The 16,756-nt window shown below is 46.7% G+C and carries 23 protein-coding genes, 1 tRNA gene and 1 riboswitch; of the genes, 12 read left to right on the top strand and 12 right to left on the bottom strand.

What is annotated here, in order from left to right:
• Positions 1-19 precede the first annotated feature (19 nt).
• The 3 genes from thiD (at position 20) to HWY38_RS10960 (ending at position 2,424) form a co-directional block, all read left to right on the top strand.
• Positions 20-832 (top strand): bifunctional hydroxymethylpyrimidine kinase/phosphomethylpyrimidine kinase, encoded by an 813-nt coding sequence (gene thiD, locus HWY38_RS10970; protein WP_007610664.1) that lies wholly within the window; start codon positions 20-22, stop codon positions 830-832.
• Positions 833-962: 130 nt separating this feature from the next.
• Entirely contained in the window at positions 963-1,739 is a 777-nt protein-coding gene (fabI, locus tag HWY38_RS10965; protein ID WP_003155001.1) for an enoyl-ACP reductase FabI, read from the top strand.
• A 97-nt stretch (positions 1,740-1,836) separates the two neighbouring features.
• On the top strand, positions 1,837-2,424 hold the full coding sequence (locus tag HWY38_RS10960; protein WP_317986219.1) for a CotO family spore coat protein: 588 nt from the start codon (positions 1,837-1,839) through the stop codon (positions 2,422-2,424).
• Positions 2,425-2,482: 58 nt separating this feature from the next.
• Here the strand turns inward: HWY38_RS10960 and cotZ are convergent, their stop codons facing one another.
• From cotZ to HWY38_RS10935, 5 genes are all read right to left on the bottom strand, one after another.
• The gene (cotZ, locus tag HWY38_RS10955; RefSeq protein ID WP_003154997.1) at positions 2,483-2,926 is read right to left on the bottom strand and encodes a spore coat protein CotZ; all 444 of its coding nucleotides are present in this window, start codon (positions 2,924-2,926) and stop codon (positions 2,483-2,485) included.
• Between the two features lie 145 nt (positions 2,927-3,071).
• A complete protein-coding gene (locus tag HWY38_RS10950; protein ID WP_003154995.1) occupies positions 3,072-3,554 on the bottom strand; it encodes a CotY/CotZ family spore coat protein in 483 nt (160 codons plus the stop codon).
• A gap of 150 nt (positions 3,555-3,704) precedes the next feature.
• On the bottom strand, positions 3,705-4,205 hold the full coding sequence (locus tag HWY38_RS10945) for a spore coat protein (RefSeq protein ID WP_017417463.1): 501 nt from the start codon (positions 4,203-4,205) through the stop codon (positions 3,705-3,707).
• 92 nt (positions 4,206-4,297) lie between these two features.
• Entirely contained in the window at positions 4,298-4,612 is a 315-nt protein-coding gene (locus HWY38_RS10940) for a spore coat protein (RefSeq protein ID WP_224181844.1), read from the bottom strand.
• A 38-nt stretch (positions 4,613-4,650) separates the two neighbouring features.
• Positions 4,651-5,037: a spore coat protein gene (locus tag HWY38_RS10935; protein WP_003154992.1), complete on the bottom strand. Its 387-nt coding sequence runs from the start codon at positions 5,035-5,037 to the stop codon at positions 4,651-4,653.
• A 170-nt stretch (positions 5,038-5,207) separates the two neighbouring features.
• Between HWY38_RS10935 and HWY38_RS10930 the strand changes: the two genes are divergently transcribed.
• From HWY38_RS10930 to HWY38_RS10915, 4 genes are all read left to right on the top strand, one after another.
• The gene (locus HWY38_RS10930; RefSeq protein ID WP_014417437.1) at positions 5,208-5,564 is read left to right on the top strand and encodes a DUF1360 domain-containing protein; all 357 of its coding nucleotides are present in this window, start codon (positions 5,208-5,210) and stop codon (positions 5,562-5,564) included.
• Between the two features lie 286 nt (positions 5,565-5,850).
• A complete protein-coding gene (locus tag HWY38_RS10925; RefSeq protein WP_012117306.1) occupies positions 5,851-6,048 on the top strand; it encodes a hypothetical protein in 198 nt (65 codons plus the stop codon).
• Positions 6,049-6,139: 91 nt separating this feature from the next.
• Entirely contained in the window at positions 6,140-6,301 is a 162-nt protein-coding gene (locus HWY38_RS10920) for a YjcZ family sporulation protein (protein ID WP_007610678.1), read from the top strand.
• A gap of 165 nt (positions 6,302-6,466) precedes the next feature.
• Positions 6,467-6,721 carry a stage VI sporulation protein F gene (locus HWY38_RS10915; protein ID WP_003154986.1) on the top strand — a complete coding sequence of 85 codons (255 nt, stop codon included), beginning with the start codon at positions 6,467-6,469 and terminating at the stop codon, positions 6,719-6,721.
• Between the two features lie 68 nt (positions 6,722-6,789).
• On the opposite strand, the gene HWY38_RS10910 is transcribed toward HWY38_RS10915, so the two are convergent.
• Positions 6,790-9,075 (bottom strand): ATP-dependent helicase, encoded by a 2,286-nt coding sequence (locus HWY38_RS10910; protein ID WP_224181843.1) that lies wholly within the window; start codon positions 9,073-9,075, stop codon positions 6,790-6,792.
• 120 nt (positions 9,076-9,195) lie between these two features.
• Here HWY38_RS10910 and HWY38_RS10905 point away from each other — a divergent pair, with 120 nt between their 5' ends.
• The gene (locus HWY38_RS10905) at positions 9,196-9,450 is read left to right on the top strand and encodes a hypothetical protein (RefSeq protein ID WP_032874485.1); all 255 of its coding nucleotides are present in this window, start codon (positions 9,196-9,198) and stop codon (positions 9,448-9,450) included.
• A 69-nt stretch (positions 9,451-9,519) separates the two neighbouring features.
• Positions 9,520-10,269, top strand: coding sequence for a subclass B1 metallo-beta-lactamase (gene bla / locus HWY38_RS10900; RefSeq protein WP_224181842.1), 750 nt, complete (start codon positions 9,520-9,522; stop codon positions 10,267-10,269).
• Positions 10,270-10,310: 41 nt separating this feature from the next.
• On the opposite strand, the gene HWY38_RS10895 is transcribed toward bla, so the two are convergent.
• The 6 genes from HWY38_RS10895 to HWY38_RS10870 form a co-directional block, all read right to left on the bottom strand.
• A complete protein-coding gene (locus HWY38_RS10895; protein WP_224181841.1) occupies positions 10,311-11,033 on the bottom strand; it encodes an ABC transporter permease in 723 nt (240 codons plus the stop codon).
• Positions 11,026-11,763 (bottom strand): ABC transporter ATP-binding protein, encoded by a 738-nt coding sequence (locus HWY38_RS10890; protein WP_224181840.1) that lies wholly within the window; start codon positions 11,761-11,763, stop codon positions 11,026-11,028. Before HWY38_RS10890 ends, HWY38_RS10895 begins: the two co-directional genes overlap by 8 nt.
• Entirely contained in the window at positions 11,764-11,997 is a 234-nt protein-coding gene (locus HWY38_RS10885; RefSeq protein WP_007409078.1) for an AbrB/MazE/SpoVT family DNA-binding domain-containing protein, read from the bottom strand.
• Between the two features lie 158 nt (positions 11,998-12,155).
• The gene (locus tag HWY38_RS10880) at positions 12,156-12,587 is read right to left on the bottom strand and encodes a GNAT family N-acetyltransferase (protein ID WP_224181839.1); all 432 of its coding nucleotides are present in this window, start codon (positions 12,585-12,587) and stop codon (positions 12,156-12,158) included.
• A gap of 4 nt (positions 12,588-12,591) precedes the next feature.
• On the bottom strand, positions 12,592-13,107 hold the full coding sequence (locus HWY38_RS10875; RefSeq protein WP_007610690.1) for a YjcG family protein: 516 nt from the start codon (positions 13,105-13,107) through the stop codon (positions 12,592-12,594).
• A 25-nt stretch (positions 13,108-13,132) separates the two neighbouring features.
• Complete coding sequence (locus HWY38_RS10870; RefSeq protein ID WP_224181838.1) at positions 13,133-13,855, bottom strand: esterase family protein; 723 nt, start codon at positions 13,853-13,855, stop codon at positions 13,133-13,135.
• Between the two features lie 175 nt (positions 13,856-14,030).
• Positions 14,031-14,156: riboswitch (SAM riboswitch) on the top strand.
• A gap of 69 nt (positions 14,157-14,225) precedes the next feature.
• On the opposite strand from HWY38_RS10870, the gene HWY38_RS10865 reads away from it, so the two are divergent.
• From HWY38_RS10865 to HWY38_RS10855, 3 genes are all read left to right on the top strand, one after another.
• Entirely contained in the window at positions 14,226-15,347 is a 1,122-nt protein-coding gene (locus HWY38_RS10865) for a methionine biosynthesis PLP-dependent protein (RefSeq protein WP_224181837.1), read from the top strand.
• Positions 15,340-16,515 (top strand): cystathionine beta-lyase, encoded by a 1,176-nt coding sequence (gene metC / locus HWY38_RS10860; protein WP_082997850.1) that lies wholly within the window; start codon positions 15,340-15,342, stop codon positions 16,513-16,515. Before HWY38_RS10865 ends, metC begins: the two co-directional genes overlap by 8 nt.
• Positions 16,516-16,653: 138 nt before the next feature.
• Positions 16,654-16,726 (top strand) — tRNA-Val (locus HWY38_RS10855).
• Positions 16,727-16,756: the final 30 nt, after the last annotated feature.

Below are 16,756 nucleotides of genomic sequence, written 5' to 3'. Positions count from 1 at the left end.
GAAAGGAGAGAAAAACATCATGAGCATATGCAAAGCATTGACGATTGCCGGATCAGATTCAGGAGGCGGCGCCGGTATACAGGCGGATCTCAAAACCTTTCAGGAGCTCGGCGTTTTCGGGATGTCAGCCATTACAGCGGTAACCGCCCAGAACACTTTGGGCGTCCACGGCATTTATCCGCTCACCCGGGAAGCGCTGGGCAGCCAGATTGACGCGGTGGCGGAAGATTTGCGGCCTGACGCTGTAAAAACGGGAATGCTGTGGAGCGCGGAAATGATTGCGGAAATTGCGGAAAAAACGGATCAGTACGGGCTTGATCATGTCATCACCGACCCCGTTATGATTGCCAAAGGAGGCGCTTCCCTGCTGCGTGAGGAATCTCAGGCCGCGTTAAAAGAGCTGTTAATTCCGCGCAGCTATGCGGTGACGCCGAATGTTCCGGAAGCTGAGGTGTTGACGGGAATGGAAATCCGCACGTTTGAGGACCGGAAAAAAGCGGCCGAACGCCTTTGCAAGCTTGGTGCAAAGCATGTCATCATAAAAGGCGGACATCAGCCTGAACAGGGGAGAATCGTTGATTTATTATTTGACGGTTCGTCTTTTACCCAAATCAGCCACGCTTATATTGACACGAAACACACCCACGGAACAGGCTGCACGTTCGCAGCCGCGCTGACGGCGGAAACGGCAAAGGGGAAAAACATTCAGACCGCGTTTGAGACAGCCGTCAATTTTGTGCGGGAAGCCGTGGAACATACGCTCGGCATCGGAGCGGGACACGGCCCGACCAATCATTTTGCCTTTAAAAGGAACAGTCTGCAGACGAGATAAAAAAGAGACCGCTTCAACATCCGCGGTCTTTTTCCCATGCTTTCAATCTGGACAAGGTTATGATATGATAAAAATTAAGATCAGGTACTAAAACTATGTCTTTAAGACGATTACAGGAGGCTTTATACATATGAATTTCTCACTTGAAGGCCGCAACATCGTTGTGATGGGCGTTGCCAATAAACGCAGTATCGCATGGGGAATCGCCCGTTCGCTGCATGAAGCCGGAGCGCGCCTCATTTTCACTTACGCGGGAGAGCGCTTGGAAAAATCAGTTCATGACCTTGCGGCTACATTAGAAAGAAATGATTCTATCATCCTTCCGTGTGATGTGACAAATGACGCTGAGATCGAAACTTGCTTTGCAAGCATTAAAGAACAGGTCGGCGTGATTCACGGCATCGCGCACTGCATCGCGTTCGCAAACAAAGAAGAGCTTGTCGGCGAATATTTAAATACGAACCGCGAAGGATTCCTGCTTGCGCATAACATCAGTTCTTACTCTCTGACAGCGGTCGCAAAAGCGGCGCGTCCGATTATGACTGAAGGCGGAAGCATCGTTACACTCACTTACCTCGGCGGAGAGCGCGTCGTTTCAAACTATAATGTAATGGGTGTGGCAAAAGCGTCTCTTGATGCGAGCGTGAGATATTTAGCCGCTGACCTAGGAAAAGAAAACATCCGCGTCAACAGCATTTCAGCAGGACCGATCCGTACGCTGTCTGCAAAAGGAATCAGTGATTTCAACTCTATCCTGAAAGAAATTGAAGAGCGCGCGCCGTTGCGCCGCACGACAACACCTGAAGAAGTGGGCGACACGGCTGCATTCTTGTTCAGTGACCTGTCAAGAGGCATCACGGGCGAAAATCTTCACGTTGATTCAGGATTCCATATTACCGCACGTTAAATAACAAGCAGTCCCTTTCAGGGATTGCTTTTTTCTTTCTTCTGATTTTAATCATTCCGTCATATAAATAAAACATGACAGAATCGGAGGGATGAAGATGTCAAAACAAAACAGAAACGCGGAAAAAAAACCGCTCATGTATATTGTTCAGGCGGATTATTCAGACACGCAATCATCAATGCAGGACATATTAATCAAAAAAAGGAAAGCGCCTCAGCCGCCGGAAGAAGAGCCGATGCATGGAAAGCGGGAGGAAGAATGTAAAACTCAGCCTGAAGGAGCAGTGGCTGTCGAACCAGAAAAGCAAGTACCTGAACAGCACAGCCGCGCAGAAGAAGCCGTTCAAGAAGTTCCGGCGCAAGCGGAGCAGGACAATGCCAAGCCCGACGCCGCTGAAAAAGAGCCTGAAGCGGTTCACAATGCCGCCCCAGAGGAAAAGGTTCCGCCAAAGCGCGTGAAAAAGCCGATGAGCAGAATGTCCATTCTTGAAAAAATTGATTTCTTAACGAAGCTGCCGCATAATATGCCGCGGACCCTTTGTCTGATAGAAGCCAACGGGAAAACCTACAGAGGCGTAATCGTCGGCAGGAAAAATAATGCGATCTTCCTGCGGACGACAAATAACGGAGCGCCGGCAGAACTCGCAATAGACGATATTACCTCGCTGCATCCGCTTGGATTTTAACCATACAAAAAGCTGCCTGAATTCTTTAATCCGGCAGCTTATTTTTATGCTTTTTGATTTAAGAATGTGTGCGGTTGATCAGTCTCGGGTTCAGGCAATTGATGGCGCAGAAGCTATGGAGATCGACTTCAACGCAATAGTTCGTTTTTTCTAAACGGAATACATCGCAGAGAGAGTCTTTATCTGTAAAATCAAGAATGTGCTTATGCTCGTCAAAAGCAATAAGCAGGCTTAATGTGGCACAGCCGTCACAGACCCTTTCAACTCTGAAAAAAACGGTGTTAAAACACGGTCCGTTATCCAGCTCGCCGACATTTCCGAATGCGGTAAACGGTGATGATTTAGAAGTGAAAAGCACAAACGGCACTGTATCGCCTAATGAAAAACCCGGCGATAAAAGGTTGGAATAGCATCCGGCCGGGCAATCTTCCTCAACCGCATTTTGCAGGTCTTCAATATTTTCTACCGCTTCACGCACACAGTATGTTGTATGCTTGCTCATAATATCCCTCCTGACTTCACGTTTTATATACCGGATTAAACGATATCGGAGAGTCAGCCGCCCGGAAGTCCGGGCGGGCTGATGATTGCATCTGTAATAGAAGGTTGGAAGGGGATTCTTCTTTAGGAAAGATGCGAATCAATGACTATCCGTGATGCTTTTTCTCTTTGTGCGGCTCAGGCCGGTCAACAAGCTCCGGTGAAAGGCATTGAATGGCGCTGAAGCAGCTCAGATCAACTTCAATGCAAAAATCTGTTTTTTCTAAACCGAAGAAATCCGGGTCACAAGGATGGCAGACGCTGAGGGTGTCGCCGTGCACATCTACGGGGCGCAATACTGAAAGCGTTGCGCAGCAATCACAAACTCTTTCTGCCCGGAAGAAAATAGACTCGAAGCACTGGCTGTCATCCGCAAAGCCTCCGACGTTCCCGAATGTGGAGAACAAACCGCCTTTTTTATCAAACAAGAGAAACGGGATGGTATCTTTACCGGTAACCGTCGGGCTTAACAGATTGGTATAGCATCCAGTCGGGCATTGTTCTTCAACAGCCTCTTGTTCTGCTAAAATCTTCTCGACTGCATCGCATACACAACTTTCATCTCGGCCATGGTGTTTTCCGCAGCTCATGGATTTCAGCTCCTTCTTTTAGGGTATTTGACTTTTGTCTTTAACAACATATGTACGCGAGCCTCACTTGGTGTGGGTGAACGTCTATATATTCATCATATGCGGAGAAAATAAGAAAAAGCAGAGCATTTTTAGCTCTGCTTTTTCTTTTTAGAGGACAAGGGTGATGACTAAGACGGCAATCAGTAAATTTGTCGCTGTTGAGATCAACACTGCGATATCGGCATCTACTGTTGTCACGTTTACGCCGCGGGAGTTTTCGATGAGCAGTTTTTGACGGTTGATTTGTTTGTTAGCTGTTAGCTGCAATAAGTCTTGTGCGACCAATTCAGCGATGACTCCGTCAGCGATTGAAGTGAGAGTGGCCGTTACGACTGCTGCATTAATCGCTGTCATGACTGAAGCGACTGCTTGAACGTCTGTTGACGTCACGTTAATATCACAAGAGTCTCTGATAATAATCGCTTCTTCAGAAACTTGTTTGTTGATATTCGCCTGAGCCAGGTCTTGGTCAAGGAAGGCATTATCTTCGCCGAATCCGTTTCCGTTACAGCAAACACTGCATCTTCTGCCTTCTTTTTCTTCTTTTTCTTCTCGCGGATGTTCGCATTCAGGATCAAGTGCAACCCAAGAGTATGGTCTGCTTTCCATATCTATTCCTCCTTTTCTTTTACTATTATTAAATGAGCCGGCCCCTTATTTTGACTCAGGCATCTATCCTGATAAAAATCACTATTTTTTAGTTATTGACCGGGATTTTGGCGTCTTTGCCGGAGCTGTTCGATTAATTGTTCTCTGCGGGTTTGCGGATTGGTCGGCTGATCTTGCGCTTTTTCCTGCTCTTTTTTCTGTTTCTGGCTTTCAAGAAAAGCTTCTGTTTTTGCCTGCATGTCTTTGACTAATGCGATCAGCATTTCTTTTTCTTCATCAGGTATTTCCCGCATTTTATCTTTTGTCACGCCATGTTTTTTGAAGACATTGCTGACAAGCACTTTTAAAAGCGGATCCACTTCTGGTAGATTTTCGAGTTCTTTTTTTAATTTTTCGTTATCTGCCATTTGTTCTCACCTCTATTTAAATATTTGAAAAGAAAGAGTTAAAGGATGTCTAGTTCAGCAAAAAGTATATTTAATAATTGAAACAAAATTTGTACAAAGGCCATAATATCGTCTGCAGTCAGTGTGATTTTAATATTGCGGCTGTTCAGGACTTGAATGACGGTCCTCTTTTTGATTTGGCAATCATCCAGGATCAGCAGTTCGGTTGCTATTTGGTCGGCTGTGTCTTCATCTGCGATCGCGAGCTGTGTCGCGAGGATAATCGCCGTAGTAACTGAGGCTTGTATAGAAAGAGCGGCCGTTATATGTGTTGTATCTATTGTGACATTTTCGCAATCAATCACTTCGATCGTCTGCTCGAATTCGTTGGATAATTGTTCGTATATTTGCGGTTGCAGTGTTTCGACTTTTTCTTCAAACGACATAACCTTCACTCCTTTCTCATTCATACTTTATATAATGCAAATGAAACGCCGAGCGGAATAAGAAAAACAACTAAACCGCACCTATTTTTTTACCGGACAAGGTGCGATTCATGAAGATCAGGGTTTTCGCATATGTATAAAGAGGTCAAGTTTTGAAAAGGAGTGAACAGGTGGTTATCAATTGGCTTTCATTTATTCTGTTATCGTTTGCCGTTTTCCGGCTGGCCAGGCTTTTCGTATTTGACACCATTATGGCGCCGCTTCGGAGCCTTTTTCACGAGGAAAAAACAGAAACCGCACCCGACGGCACGACAGAAACCTACATTGTCATAAAAGGAAAAGGCATCAGGGCATTTATCGGTGAACTTCTCAGCTGCTACTGGTGTACGGGCGTGTGGTGTGCCGCCTTTTTAATTGCGGCGCAGATTGTGGTGCCCGAGGCCGCGCAATGGCTGATTTTGCTGTTAGCCATAGCCGGCGCGGCCGGGATCATTGAAGCTGCGGTTTCTCGTCTTCTGCAGGAATAAGGCGGTTCCACCAGCAACTTACCGTCACTTTCGGCATAAACTGGCATATATGACATAAGGAAAGGAAGGATCACCATGAATCAATCAAGCAAACCTTCCCAACATTCTCCATACAAAACAACTGTGCATCAGCCTTACGAAAAAAAAATTAAGAAAAAAGGCTGCGGCTGCGGCCAAAAGAAAAAACCGAAATAGCCGTTCTCTAAAAAACCGGAGCTTCCGGTTTTTTTGTTTTTTGCCGAACGCCGGCCTCTGTTCGGCATAGATCATAGGAGGAGGGGATGTTATGAATATATTTGAATCATTCATAAACGGTAAATACCGCCGGCACAATCAAAACCAGCGGGAGCATGACAAATATATCTTATCTATTGAAAAACAGCTGTCTGAGTTTGATGAAGCGGGATCGCGCTTTGAGGAATGGATAGATGTATTTGCCGCCGAAACAGAAGCAAAACTGAAGAAAAATGAGCATTCTCACTAAAATGAATGAAATCCGCACCGGCCCTATGCATTTATCCAAGCCAAACAAGTCGGCTCACATAGAGTATAGAGAGTAAAGGAGGTGCTTAGATATGGGATTCGGATATGGCGGATTCGGCGGCGGCTACGGCGGTTATGGCGGCTGCGGCGGATACGGAGGCGGCTATGTCGGAGGCGGATACGGCTCAACATTTGTTCTTGTTGTCGTATTGTTCATCCTTCTGATCATTGTCGGTGCATCCTTTTTTGGCTAAACCTTAGCAAGAGCTTGGATAAGCGCGGGACCGTTCAGTCCCGTGCTTCCCTGATGTATGAAGGAGTATAGAGACGGGCACTCGGAATTTTTTCCTTGTCTTACGGGCACATGTTCCGCTCTTTATTCATACAATATCGTATTACTCCACAAAAGGAGGCACACCATGGATAATCAATTTTTCAAAAATATTGAGAAGAAAACAGGCGTCAGCATGAAGGATGTCATGAACCTTGCAGGATCATTGCAAAATGCCAATTTCAAAGATGAAAACACGGTGAGAGGCGTCATTCAGAAGGTGTCCCAGCTGGCTAACAAGCGTGTTCCGAAAGAATTGGAAGACAAAATCGTTCAATCTATTACAAGCGGTAAAGAGAAACTTGATTTTGGCACCATTTCTAAAATGCTGAACAATAAATAGGCGTCAGCCGGCCTTGCTAAAAAGGCCTTTTTATGTGAGAAGAACCCGGCAGTGATCTGCCGGGTTCTTTATATCCTGAGTGCGCTCCGTCTGTCCGTCCGAAGAAGGGGCTCGAGAAATCTTGAGCTGCGCGCTGTTTTTCCCCGCCTGTACGCGGGACAAGATACATATAAATGCTGCATGGCCCTTGTCATTGCGACATACAGAAGCCGTCTTTCTTCTTCGAGCGGAGCGGGATCGCCCTGTCTCGCCGTCTCAAGCGCGAAGTCGTGGGGGATCGAGCCGTCAGCCGCGCCTAAAATATAGACCGTATTGAATTCAAGACCTTTAGAGCGATGAATGGTCAGCAGTTCGACGCCGTTTTCATCGGTTTTCAGATTCTCAGCGGCGCGCATATGATCGACATGCGCAAGAAAATCGGGAATGGTTTTGAATTTTTTGGCGGCCACTTTGACATCCCTGAGATCATCAGAGCCTTTTTCCAGTTTGTTTCCCTCATTGCCCCGTTTTTTTAAATACTCGGAAAAACCCATTTTGCTTTCTGCAAAGGTGATGGCTTCAACCGGCTTCATTGTCCGGATGCTTGCGAAAAACGGAACGATCTGCTTGATCTTCCCTATTTGAAAAGGCTTCAGGTCAGGCAGTTTCGTCAGGGCCTTAATCATCGTGCAATCTTCCGTGATTGACAGCGCCTTTAACGTTTGCAGGGCGGATTGTTTTAAAAATAAGGCGGGCAGCAGGTCTTTCACCGCATCCGGATCATCTTCATTCTGACTCGCATATAAGTAGGCGAGGATCTGGCGTACGATTCTGCGGCTGTAGAACGTCTGCACGCCCCGGTCGGCATGATAAGGAATCGATGATTGATGCAGTCTTTCATAAATGGCCCGTCCGGCGCTGTTTGTCCGGTAAAGCACGGCAAAATCGTCAGGACTCGCCCCGTTTTGAATTTTCTCTTTCATATCTGAAACAATCATGGTCGCTTCTTCTTCTTCATCGTAAGGATAAAATATCACGGGATTGTGAACGCCGTCTTTGACGGCAGATAGTGTTTTTTCATACCGTTTTTTATTTTTCTTTACGACGGCATGAGCGCTTGAGACGATCGGATGCGGCGATCGGTAATTTGCCGTTAAGTAAATGGTCTTTGCTGCCGGATAATCCTTTTGAAAATCAAGAATGAAAGACGGGCTGCTGCCGCGGAACGCATAAATGGATTGGTCGTCATCACCCACGCAGCACAGGTTATTCTCTGGGCTTGCGATCATTTGCATAATGTTGTACTGGACAGGATTGATATCTTGAAACTCATCAATCAAGATATGAGAAAATCTGTTTTGGTACTGCGCGAGAATATCAGGCCGGCTTTGAAACAGTTCATAACAGCCTTGGGCCATGTCATCAAAATCAAATTGGTGTTTTTCCCGCTTCTGCCGTTCGTAATGTTCGTAGAGCCTGTACACTTTTTTCTCCCAGTCGTCCGCAAGCGGAATGGTCTCATGGGGGAGATACGTGTTTTTCCAGCAGCCGATAAGCTGAAGCGCCTGGTCGACGGGAAACTCTTTTTCATCCAAATTTTCTTCATATAGCGCCTTTTTCACATATTGCTCTTTTTGCCATTCCATTTTTAAAAGCTGGCTGCCATTCCATTTTGAAGAATCATAATGATAGAGTATTTTATAGAAAAAACTGTGGAATGTTCCGGTCACGAGACGGGAGACTTTTCCGGCTGCCAGACCGTACTCATTCGCCATCCGCTCTTTCATTTCGGCGACGGCTTTTGTCGTAAAGGTCACAAGCAGCATATTCTCGGGTGAAATGCCGAGGTGTTCAATCATATGGGCGGCGCGTGCTGTCAGCACCCTTGTTTTTCCGCTTCCCGCTCCGGCAAGCACTAACAAAGGCCCGTCCGTTTCAGTAACTGCCTTCATCTGTTCACGGTTCAGGCCGATGCCGGGGAACAAAGATGTATCAGCCGCCTCGGATGTTGGTGAAAACGGTTCGGCCGCAGGCACTTTTTTCGGGCTTTTCCATTCTGAGACGATCGGTTTCGGATTCTCTGAAATCGCTTTTCCTTTCGGCAGGCGGAACATGCCGGCTTCCTTATACTCTTCTTTTTCTTTCTCCGCTTGCGGTTCCTCGGCCGCGCATGCTTTTTCACAGGCGGTGAAGTCTCCCTTTTGCCGGTGATAAAATGCCGGCTGCTCTAAAATCGAAAGCCGCATCAAGACGGGCTGGTCACAATGTGCGCAAAAAATATTTCCTTTTTGAGCTTCTTCAAAAAGGAATTGGTAATGTTCTCTGGAATATGTATGTAAATGTATCGTTCGGTTATTCAGTCGGGCGCATTTCAAAAAGGGGTCCTCCCATTAAAAGGTGTTCATCCATTTGATAGACAAAGAATATCATAACAAAAGAACAGCGTTTCAAAAAGTAAGATTAAGGGAAATGAAAAGCGAAGGGGAGGGGTACATATGATTTATGCAGGACGGATTCAAAACCAGCAGTATTCTCAATACGCAAACCGGGCAGCGGGTTATAAGCCTGATTACGCCGGCATTACGAAAGCGGCCGCCCTCGCCAATGACAGGTTGTACAGAGAGGTGGAGCGCCGCCAGGAAAACACCGCAGCCGCAGAAAAGAAAGTACATGAGGAAAAACGTAAGCGCTCTCTTTCCCGTCTGCCGCAAATCATGGGAAAAGGCCGGCTGATAAATCAATACGTGTGAAAAAGCCCGGATATATCCGGGTTTTTTTTGGGTCGTATATATGAAAGATGCGGAAAGGAATGATTCAATTTGAGAAAGCTTTCATTATTAATTGCGGGGTTATTTCTATTCGGCCTCTTTACTGCCGGAATGAAACCGGCACACGCGGCGGAGAGCTTCGCAGCAAAAGATGTCACTCTCACACAGCTGGCGCCGCATGTCTGGATGCATACAAGCACCGGTACGGCAGACGGAAGTCCCGTCCCTGCGAACGGATTGCTTCTTGAGACTTCAAAAGGAATCGTACTGATTGATACTCCGTGGAATGACAGTCTCACAGGGCAGTTAATGACACAAATAAAACAGCGGTTTCCCGGCAAAAGGATGACCGATGCCATTGTGACACACGCCCATGACGATCGTATCGGCGGTCTGAACTCCCTGTACAAATACGGTGTAAAGGTGCACAGCACGAAGCTGACCGCCGACTTCGCCCGACAGCAGGGATATGACCGGCCGCTCGGAGATTTGAAAAACGAGACAAAGCTGCAGTTTGGCGATATGAAAATTGAAACGTTTTATCCGGGAAAAGGGCATACGGAAGACAATATGACCGTCTGGCTGCCTGAGGATAAGCTCTTATTCGGCGGATGCTTAATCAAGGCTTTGGAAACAAAGGAAATCGTGCCTACTCCGGGTTTTTATCCGGATCAGTGGCCGCGCGCCGTCAGCAAAGTCATGAAAAGATATCAGGACATCAGCATTGTCGTTCCGGGCCATGGCAGTCCAGGGGATGACCGTCTGCTGCCGCATACGATAAACCTTCTGAAAGAAACGTAATAAAGAAGACCTGCGCTCCCATTACGGAGTGCAGGCTTTTTTTATCTCTTCCTGATTTTCATAAAACTGAGGAAAGCAAGTGCAAGCGCCAAAACGGTATATCCCGTTATCGGCCAAATATGCTGATGAAAGGAAGAATAATCTCCGGATATGACTTCCTGGGCCAGCTCGATCGAGTGAATAAACGGTAAGGCATAAGCGATATGTTTGAATGTGTCACCGAGCAGGCTCACCTCCATCCAAGCCCCGCCCAGAAATTGCACGAGTGTAATATAAATCGTTCCGATACCTGAAATTTGTTTGTCCGTAAACACAGCCCCTAAACATAAACCGAAGAAAACGGACATCATCGCAATCGGCAGCAAGACAGCGATACCTGCGAGAAGATTCATCCACTCGGCGGATAAACCGGCAGCCGCTGCTGCGATAAAACAAATGACGATTTGTAAAATGGCTAACGGCAGCATCGGCAGTGCATAACCGATGACATAATCGGCTGTTTTTAAAGGGGAAGCAAACAAACGGGTCAAAAGGGCGGTCTGTTTGTCTTTTGCGATCAGCAATGCAGAGAACATCGTAAGGAAAGCGAAACCGAAAACAATGAGTCCGGGTGCTAAGTGCTGAATTTTAAAGGTATCAAGCGGCGCATTTTTTTCAATCGCCGTAAACAGAAACAATAGAATAACAGGCAGTGCGATTCCAAGGATAATAGACAGGGGGTCACGAAAAATTTCTTTGCGGTTGCGAATGGCGAAATCAAGCATAAAGACCCGCCTCTCCGTCACAAATCGCTAAAAAGGCATCTTCAAATGTGGCTGAATGAGTTTGCTTTTTCAAGGCCTCCGCCGTGCCCAGTGCTTTTAAAGTCCCATTTTCTAAAATGCAAATACGATCTGCCAGGGCTTCAGCCTCTTCTAAATAGTGTGTCGTTAAAATAATCGTCATGTCACCCTTTAATGCCTCAAGATTTTTCCACAACTCACGGCGTGAACGGACGTCCAGCCCTAATGTCGGCTCATCTAAGAAATAAATATCCGGTTTTGTAATCATTCCCATTGCGATGCTGAGGCGGCGCTGCATTCCTCCTGATAATGTTTTTGTTTTTGCTCTTTCTTTCTCTTTTAATTGAAACAATTCGAGCATCTCATCTGTTCTTTTTTTTGCTTCTTTTTTTGGAATTCCGTAGACTCCGGCTATAAACTCTAAGTTTTCCCGTACGGTTAGATGAGGAGCGATGGCTGTTTCCTGCGGGGACATATTCAATTTCGGTTTTATTTTATCCAAATCAGTCAAAATACTGTGTCCAAACACTGATGCATCACCGTCATCCGGAGAAAGGAGTCCGCAAAGCATACTGATTAATGTCGTTTTTCCGGCTCCGTTCTCACCGAGTAAAGCGAAAAATTCCCCTTTCTCAACTGAGAATTCAAGACGGTCAACGGCGGCGGTTTCTTTATAATGTTTCGTTAATTGCTTCAGCTCAATCGCGTGCATTTACTCATCCTCGCTATCTTCATCTATTTGCTTAGCGTTTAAAATATCTTTTGCAAATTCGAAAAAGAGTTCTTGTTTAACAAGTGCGATACCTTGCTGGTCATCCCCAAGCATAAGCAGTGAATCCCCCGGATTTATATCGAAAACATCTCTTGCTTCTTTAGGAATGACAATCTGTCCTTTTGTACCCACTTTAACAGTCCCGAATATGTGTTTTCCTTTTGGTGCCGTCATGTTTATCCCTCCGAAATATGAATTGTATTTTTTGTATGAATTGTAATACTTCGTATACTAAACATACATTAACCTTCCATAAAATGAAATAAATTTCATGAAATAGTATGATTTTCATAAAAAAAACACTCCTGTTTATAGCAGGAGTGCTTTTGATTTTATCGTTTGTGTTCCTTTATCATTTCCAGATGGGGGATGCCCGCATCGAGAAATTCTTCGCCGGATGTGACGCGGTATCCTTGTTTTTCGTAAAACGGAACTGCCTGCGTCTGCGCATGTAAGATAAAGCTGTCGGCGCCCTTGGCTGCCGCCGCTTTTTCAAGCGCCTGCATAATGATGGCTCCGACGCCTGAAGAACGATGGCTTTTCATCACGCAGATGCGTTCTAATTTTCCATGCCCGTCTTTCATGCGCCATCTGCCGGCTCCGACCGGCTGGCCGCCGTCATATATGACTATATGCTCTGACGTGTCCTCGAATTGATCAATCTCTTCTTCTTCCGGAACGTGCTGTTCTTTAACGAAGACCTCTTTTCTGACGAAAAAAGCGTCGTCTAGCTGTTTTTCAGTTTTTGCGATGATGGATTCCAAACAGTTATTCTCCTCCGCCTAATAAAAATGTTTCGTACACAGTCCATGAGCCGTTATCCAGCTGATAGAGCAAGTGAAAACGGTCGATGACTTCTTCGTGGGAAATGTCCTGCATTTTCAGCTGTCCGAGTACGTCGGAATGTTCATCTGACGACAGCTTCTGGCCGACCGTGACATGCGGAACGAAGCTGTATTCCGGCTCGCCGGATAATGCTCCTGAGTAGCATTTCTCACTCAGAGATTTTAATTCCTCCGTCGGCTCCGCTTTCATATATATCACATTATTCACAGGAGAAAACGAGCTGTATTTTGTGATTTTCAGAACGAGCGGATGCGACTCTTTCGCCGTCTGTCTCAGCTGTGACACGACCTGCTCGATTTCCTGTTCTGTCGCTTCAAACGGATCTCTTAGCGTCAGGTGCGGAGGAATGAGCGCGTAGCTCGGGTCGTAGCGTTTCCGGTACGAATTTGCGAGATCCTGTAATTTTTTTGATGGAAATAAAACAATACCGTATTTCATGAAAGTTCCCTCCTTAAATGAATGGTTACAGCATTTTTTTCAGCGCCGGCGTGATGAGCGGCTGCCAGTAGGTCCATTTATGATCCCCGTCGAAGGTTTCATACGTGTATTCAGACTGTTTGCTTTCCAGCAGCTGTTTGAGCTCTTCGTTCGGCACGGTGAAATCAAGAACCTGGCCGTCTGTCGTGTGAACGCCGGTTTCTTTTTCTCCGATTTGATGATAAACGGAAATCTGTTTGAGATCCTCCGACTGCCGGACGGCATCCAGCACGTGTCCGTCAACATACGGAGACTGCATGATGACGTTTCCAAACATGTTCGGATAGTCAATCGCCGTCATGAGCGAAACGGTTCCGCCGAGGGAATCCCCGATCATGGTGCGGCCGTATCCGACTTGATAAGTCGGGTATTCTTTGTCGATAAAAGGAACGAGCTCATTTGCGATAAACCGCTTATATGAGGCGAACTTAGAGCCTTCTGGATGGTATGTGTTTCTTCGCTCCCGCACATTTTTATAAGGGACGCCGATAATGATGCAGCGGTCAATCTCCCCTTTTGACATAAGCTCTTCCGCCTGCCGCCCGATTCTCCCTAATCTGAAATAATCATGGCCGTCCTGAGCGATGACCGTATGATATTTATACAGGGGGGAGAAGGTGGCGGGCAGGTAGACCAAAACGGTCATTTCCTCTTCAAGCTCATGGGAGAAAAGTTTTTTCTCATGAATGATTCCGTTTTTTGATGCCACATCGCATTCCTCCAGGCCGCTTCTTGTCTTGATGGTTTTTTCCTATTGTACCATGAATTATTAGAAATTTCTTTCTTCAGATGCACTTCTTGCGAGAGTTCAGATAAATAAAAAAGTTATTGAAATTCATTTTATAGTGCGTTAATATAGAACAATCAGAAAATACAAAACAATATTCTTATCACGAGAGGTGGAGGGACTGGCCCTTTGAAACCTCAGCAACCGGTTTGCTTTGCCGCGGGAAGGCAAAGTGCCAAGGTGCTAAATCCAGCAAGCGATTCACATGCTTGGAAGATAAGAGGAAGAGAAAAGCTCCTTCTTCTTATGAAGAGGGGGCTTTTTTATTTTTGAAAAAGGATGGTGCTTACTGATGACGCAGCATGTTGATACAAAATTAGCCCAAATCGGAAATAGAAGCGAAGAAGCAACGGGAACGGTCAGTCCGCCGATTTATCTGTCCACCGCTTACCGCCATAGAGGAATAGGAGAATCTACAGGTTTTGATTACGTGCGCACGAAAAACCCGACACGCCAGCTCGTCGAAGACGCCATCGCCGTGTTGGAAAACGGTGCGAGAGGATTTGCCTTCAGCTCGGGAATGGCAGCCATTCAAACCATTATGGCGTTGTTTAAAAGCGGGGATGAATTGATTGTATCCTCCGATTTATACGGAGGCACGTACCGTTTGTTTGAAAACGAATGGAGAAAATACGGCTTAAGCTTTATTTACGATGATTTCAGCGATGAAGACTGTTTACGCTCCAAAATAACGGAAAATACGAAAGCGGTATTTGTTGAAACACCGACAAACCCGTTAATGCAGGAGGCGGACATTGAAAAAATCGCCCGGATTACGAAAGAAGCCGGCCTGCTTTTAATTGTGGATAATACGTTTTATACCCCGGTGCTACAGCGCCCGCTTGAACTGGGAGCGGACATCGTCATTCACAGCGCCACAAAATATTTAGCGGGGCACAATGATCTCCTTGCCGGTCTGGCTGTCGTTAAGGATGAAGAGCTCGGCGAGATCATGTTTAATCACCAAAATGCGATCGGCGCGGTTCTCCCGCCGTTTGATTCGTGGCTTTTAATGAGAGGGATGAAAACACTCGGACTCAGAATGCGCCGTCATGAAGAAAACGCCCGTGAACTTGCAGAATTTTTAGAACAGGAAGAAGAAATCGCCGACGTGTTATATCCCGGAAAAGGCGGGATGCTGTCTTTCCGGCTGCAAAAAGAGGAATGGGTCAATCCGTTTTTAAAGGCGCTGAAAACGATCTGTTTCGCAGAAAGTCTCGGCGGGGTGGAAAGCTTTATTACATACCCCGCGACACAGACGCACATGGACATTCCGGAAGACATCCGTATCGCAAACGGCGTCTGCAACCGTCTGCTGAGATTCTCAGTGGGCATTGAACATGCAAAAGATTTGAAGCGGGATGTAAAGCAGGCATTACAGCAAGTAAAAGAGGGGGCCGTGTCATATGAGTAATCACAATTGGACGCTGGAAACCCAGCTCGTGCACAATCCATTTAAAACAGACGGAGCCACCGGAGCCGTCAGCGTCCCGATCCAGCATGCTTCCACATTCCATCAGTCTTCATTTGAAGAATTCGGGACATATGACTACAGCCGCTCAGGCACACCGACAAGAACAGCGCTTGAAGAAACGATCGCAGGTCTTGAAGGCGGAACGAGAGGTTTTGCTTTCAGCTCAGGAATGGCGGCGATTTCGACGGCGTTTCTGCTCTTATCCCAAGGCGACCATGTTCTCGTCACGGAGGATGTGTACGGCGGAACATTCCGCATGGTGACTGAGGTTCTGTCCCGTTTCGGAATCGAACATACCTTTGTCGATATGACGGACACAGAAGCTGTCGCGCGCGCCATCCGGCCGAACACGAAAGCCATCTATATGGAAACACCGTCAAACCCGACGCTCGGCATCACGGATATTAAGGGCGTCGTCAAACTGGCAAAGGATCACGGCTGTCTGACATACCTTGACAATACTTTCATGACGCCTGCTCTGCAGCGTCCGCTTGATCTCGGCGTAGATATCGTGCTCCACAGCGCGACGAAATTTTTAAGCGGCCACAGTGACGTGCTGTCAGGCCTTGCCGCCGTAAAGGATGAAGAGCTCGGCAATCAGCTGTATAAGCTGCAAAACTCATTTGGAGCGGTGCTCGGCGTTCAGGACTGTTGGCTCGTATTGAGAGGCTTAAAAACATTGCAGGTCAGACTGGAAAAAGCGAGCCGGACTGCTGAGCGGCTGGCTGCCTATTTTAACGGGCATCCTGCCGTCAAAAACGTTTACTATCCCGGCCTTGCCGGACACCCGGGAGCTGATACCCATAAACGGCAAGCGAGCGGTGCGGGCGCCGTCCTGTCCTTTGAATTGGAAAGCAAAGAAGCCGTCAAAAAGCTGGTCGAAAACGTATCGCTTCCGGTATTTGCCGTCAGCCTCGGCGCCGTCGAATCCATTCTCTCATATCCTGCAGCCATGTCGCATGCCGCCATGCCGAAAGCAGAGAGGGAGAAACGCGGCATTACAGACGGCCTTCTGCGCTTGAGCGTAGGAGTCGAAAACGCCGAAGATTTAGAACGGGACTTCGAACAGGCATTGAAAAAAATAACCCCCGCCCAAGTGAGATCATAAACGAAAAGGGCGCCGTCAATTTTATGACGCGCCCTTTTTTTATTTTAGATAAAAAAAGTGTTGACGAATGAGAAACCAGGATATATAATTATAAATGTCAGAGAGACAACAACATACCCAGCAACACATACATATCATGATTCCGTAGCTCAGCTGGGAGAGCGCTACCTTGACAGGGTAGAGGTCGCTGGTTCGAGCCCAGTCGGAATCATAGCCAAAACCCTTGCGTAGCAAGGGTTTT

The sequence above is a fragment of the Bacillus sp. KS1 genome (assembly GCF_020075515.1).
Classification (GTDB): Bacteria; Bacillota; Bacilli; order Bacillales; family Bacillaceae; genus Bacillus; species Bacillus velezensis.
The sequence above is the reverse complement of the archived record's forward strand: the minus strand, read 5'-3'. Positions and strand labels throughout refer to the sequence as shown.

Bases quoted from the DNA above. Each gene is read 5' to 3' on its own strand.
- thiD (WP_007610664.1), top strand. From the start codon at position 20: ATGAGCATATGCAAAGCATTGACGATTGCCGGATCAGATTCAGGAGGC.
- fabI (WP_003155001.1), top strand. From the start codon at position 963: ATGAATTTCTCACTTGAAGGCCGCAACATCGTTGTGATGGGCGTTGCC.
- HWY38_RS10960 (WP_317986219.1), top strand. From the start codon at position 1,837: ATGTCAAAACAAAACAGAAACGCGGAAAAAAAACCGCTCATGTATATT.
- cotZ (WP_003154997.1), bottom strand. From the start codon at position 2,926: ATGAGCAAGCATACAACATACTGTGTGCGTGAAGCGGTAGAAAATATT.
- HWY38_RS10950 (WP_003154995.1), bottom strand. From the start codon at position 3,554: ATGAGCTGCGGAAAACACCATGGCCGAGATGAAAGTTGTGTATGCGAT.
- HWY38_RS10945 (WP_017417463.1), bottom strand. From the start codon at position 4,205: ATGGAAAGCAGACCATACTCTTGGGTTGCACTTGATCCTGAATGCGAA.
- HWY38_RS10940 (WP_224181844.1), bottom strand. From the start codon at position 4,612: ATGGCAGATAACGAAAAATTAAAAAAAGAACTCGAAAATCTACCAGAA.
- HWY38_RS10935 (WP_003154992.1), bottom strand. From the start codon at position 5,037: ATGTCGTTTGAAGAAAAAGTCGAAACACTGCAACCGCAAATATACGAA.
- HWY38_RS10925 (WP_012117306.1), top strand. From the start codon at position 5,851: ATGAATATATTTGAATCATTCATAAACGGTAAATACCGCCGGCACAAT.
- HWY38_RS10920 (WP_007610678.1), top strand. From the start codon at position 6,140: ATGGGATTCGGATATGGCGGATTCGGCGGCGGCTACGGCGGTTATGGC.
- HWY38_RS10915 (WP_003154986.1), top strand. From the start codon at position 6,467: ATGGATAATCAATTTTTCAAAAATATTGAGAAGAAAACAGGCGTCAGC.
- HWY38_RS10905 (WP_032874485.1), top strand. From the start codon at position 9,196: ATGATTTATGCAGGACGGATTCAAAACCAGCAGTATTCTCAATACGCA.
- HWY38_RS10895 (WP_224181841.1), bottom strand. From the start codon at position 11,033: ATGCTTGATTTCGCCATTCGCAACCGCAAAGAAATTTTTCGTGACCCC.
- HWY38_RS10890 (WP_224181840.1), bottom strand. From the start codon at position 11,763: ATGCACGCGATTGAGCTGAAGCAATTAACGAAACATTATAAAGAAACC.
- HWY38_RS10885 (WP_007409078.1), bottom strand. From the start codon at position 11,997: ATGACGGCACCAAAAGGAAAACACATATTCGGGACTGTTAAAGTGGGT.
- HWY38_RS10875 (WP_007610690.1), bottom strand. From the start codon at position 13,107: ATGAAATACGGTATTGTTTTATTTCCATCAAAAAAATTACAGGATCTC.
- HWY38_RS10865 (WP_224181837.1), top strand. From the start codon at position 14,226: ATGACGCAGCATGTTGATACAAAATTAGCCCAAATCGGAAATAGAAGC.
- metC (WP_082997850.1), top strand. From the start codon at position 15,340: ATGAGTAATCACAATTGGACGCTGGAAACCCAGCTCGTGCACAATCCA.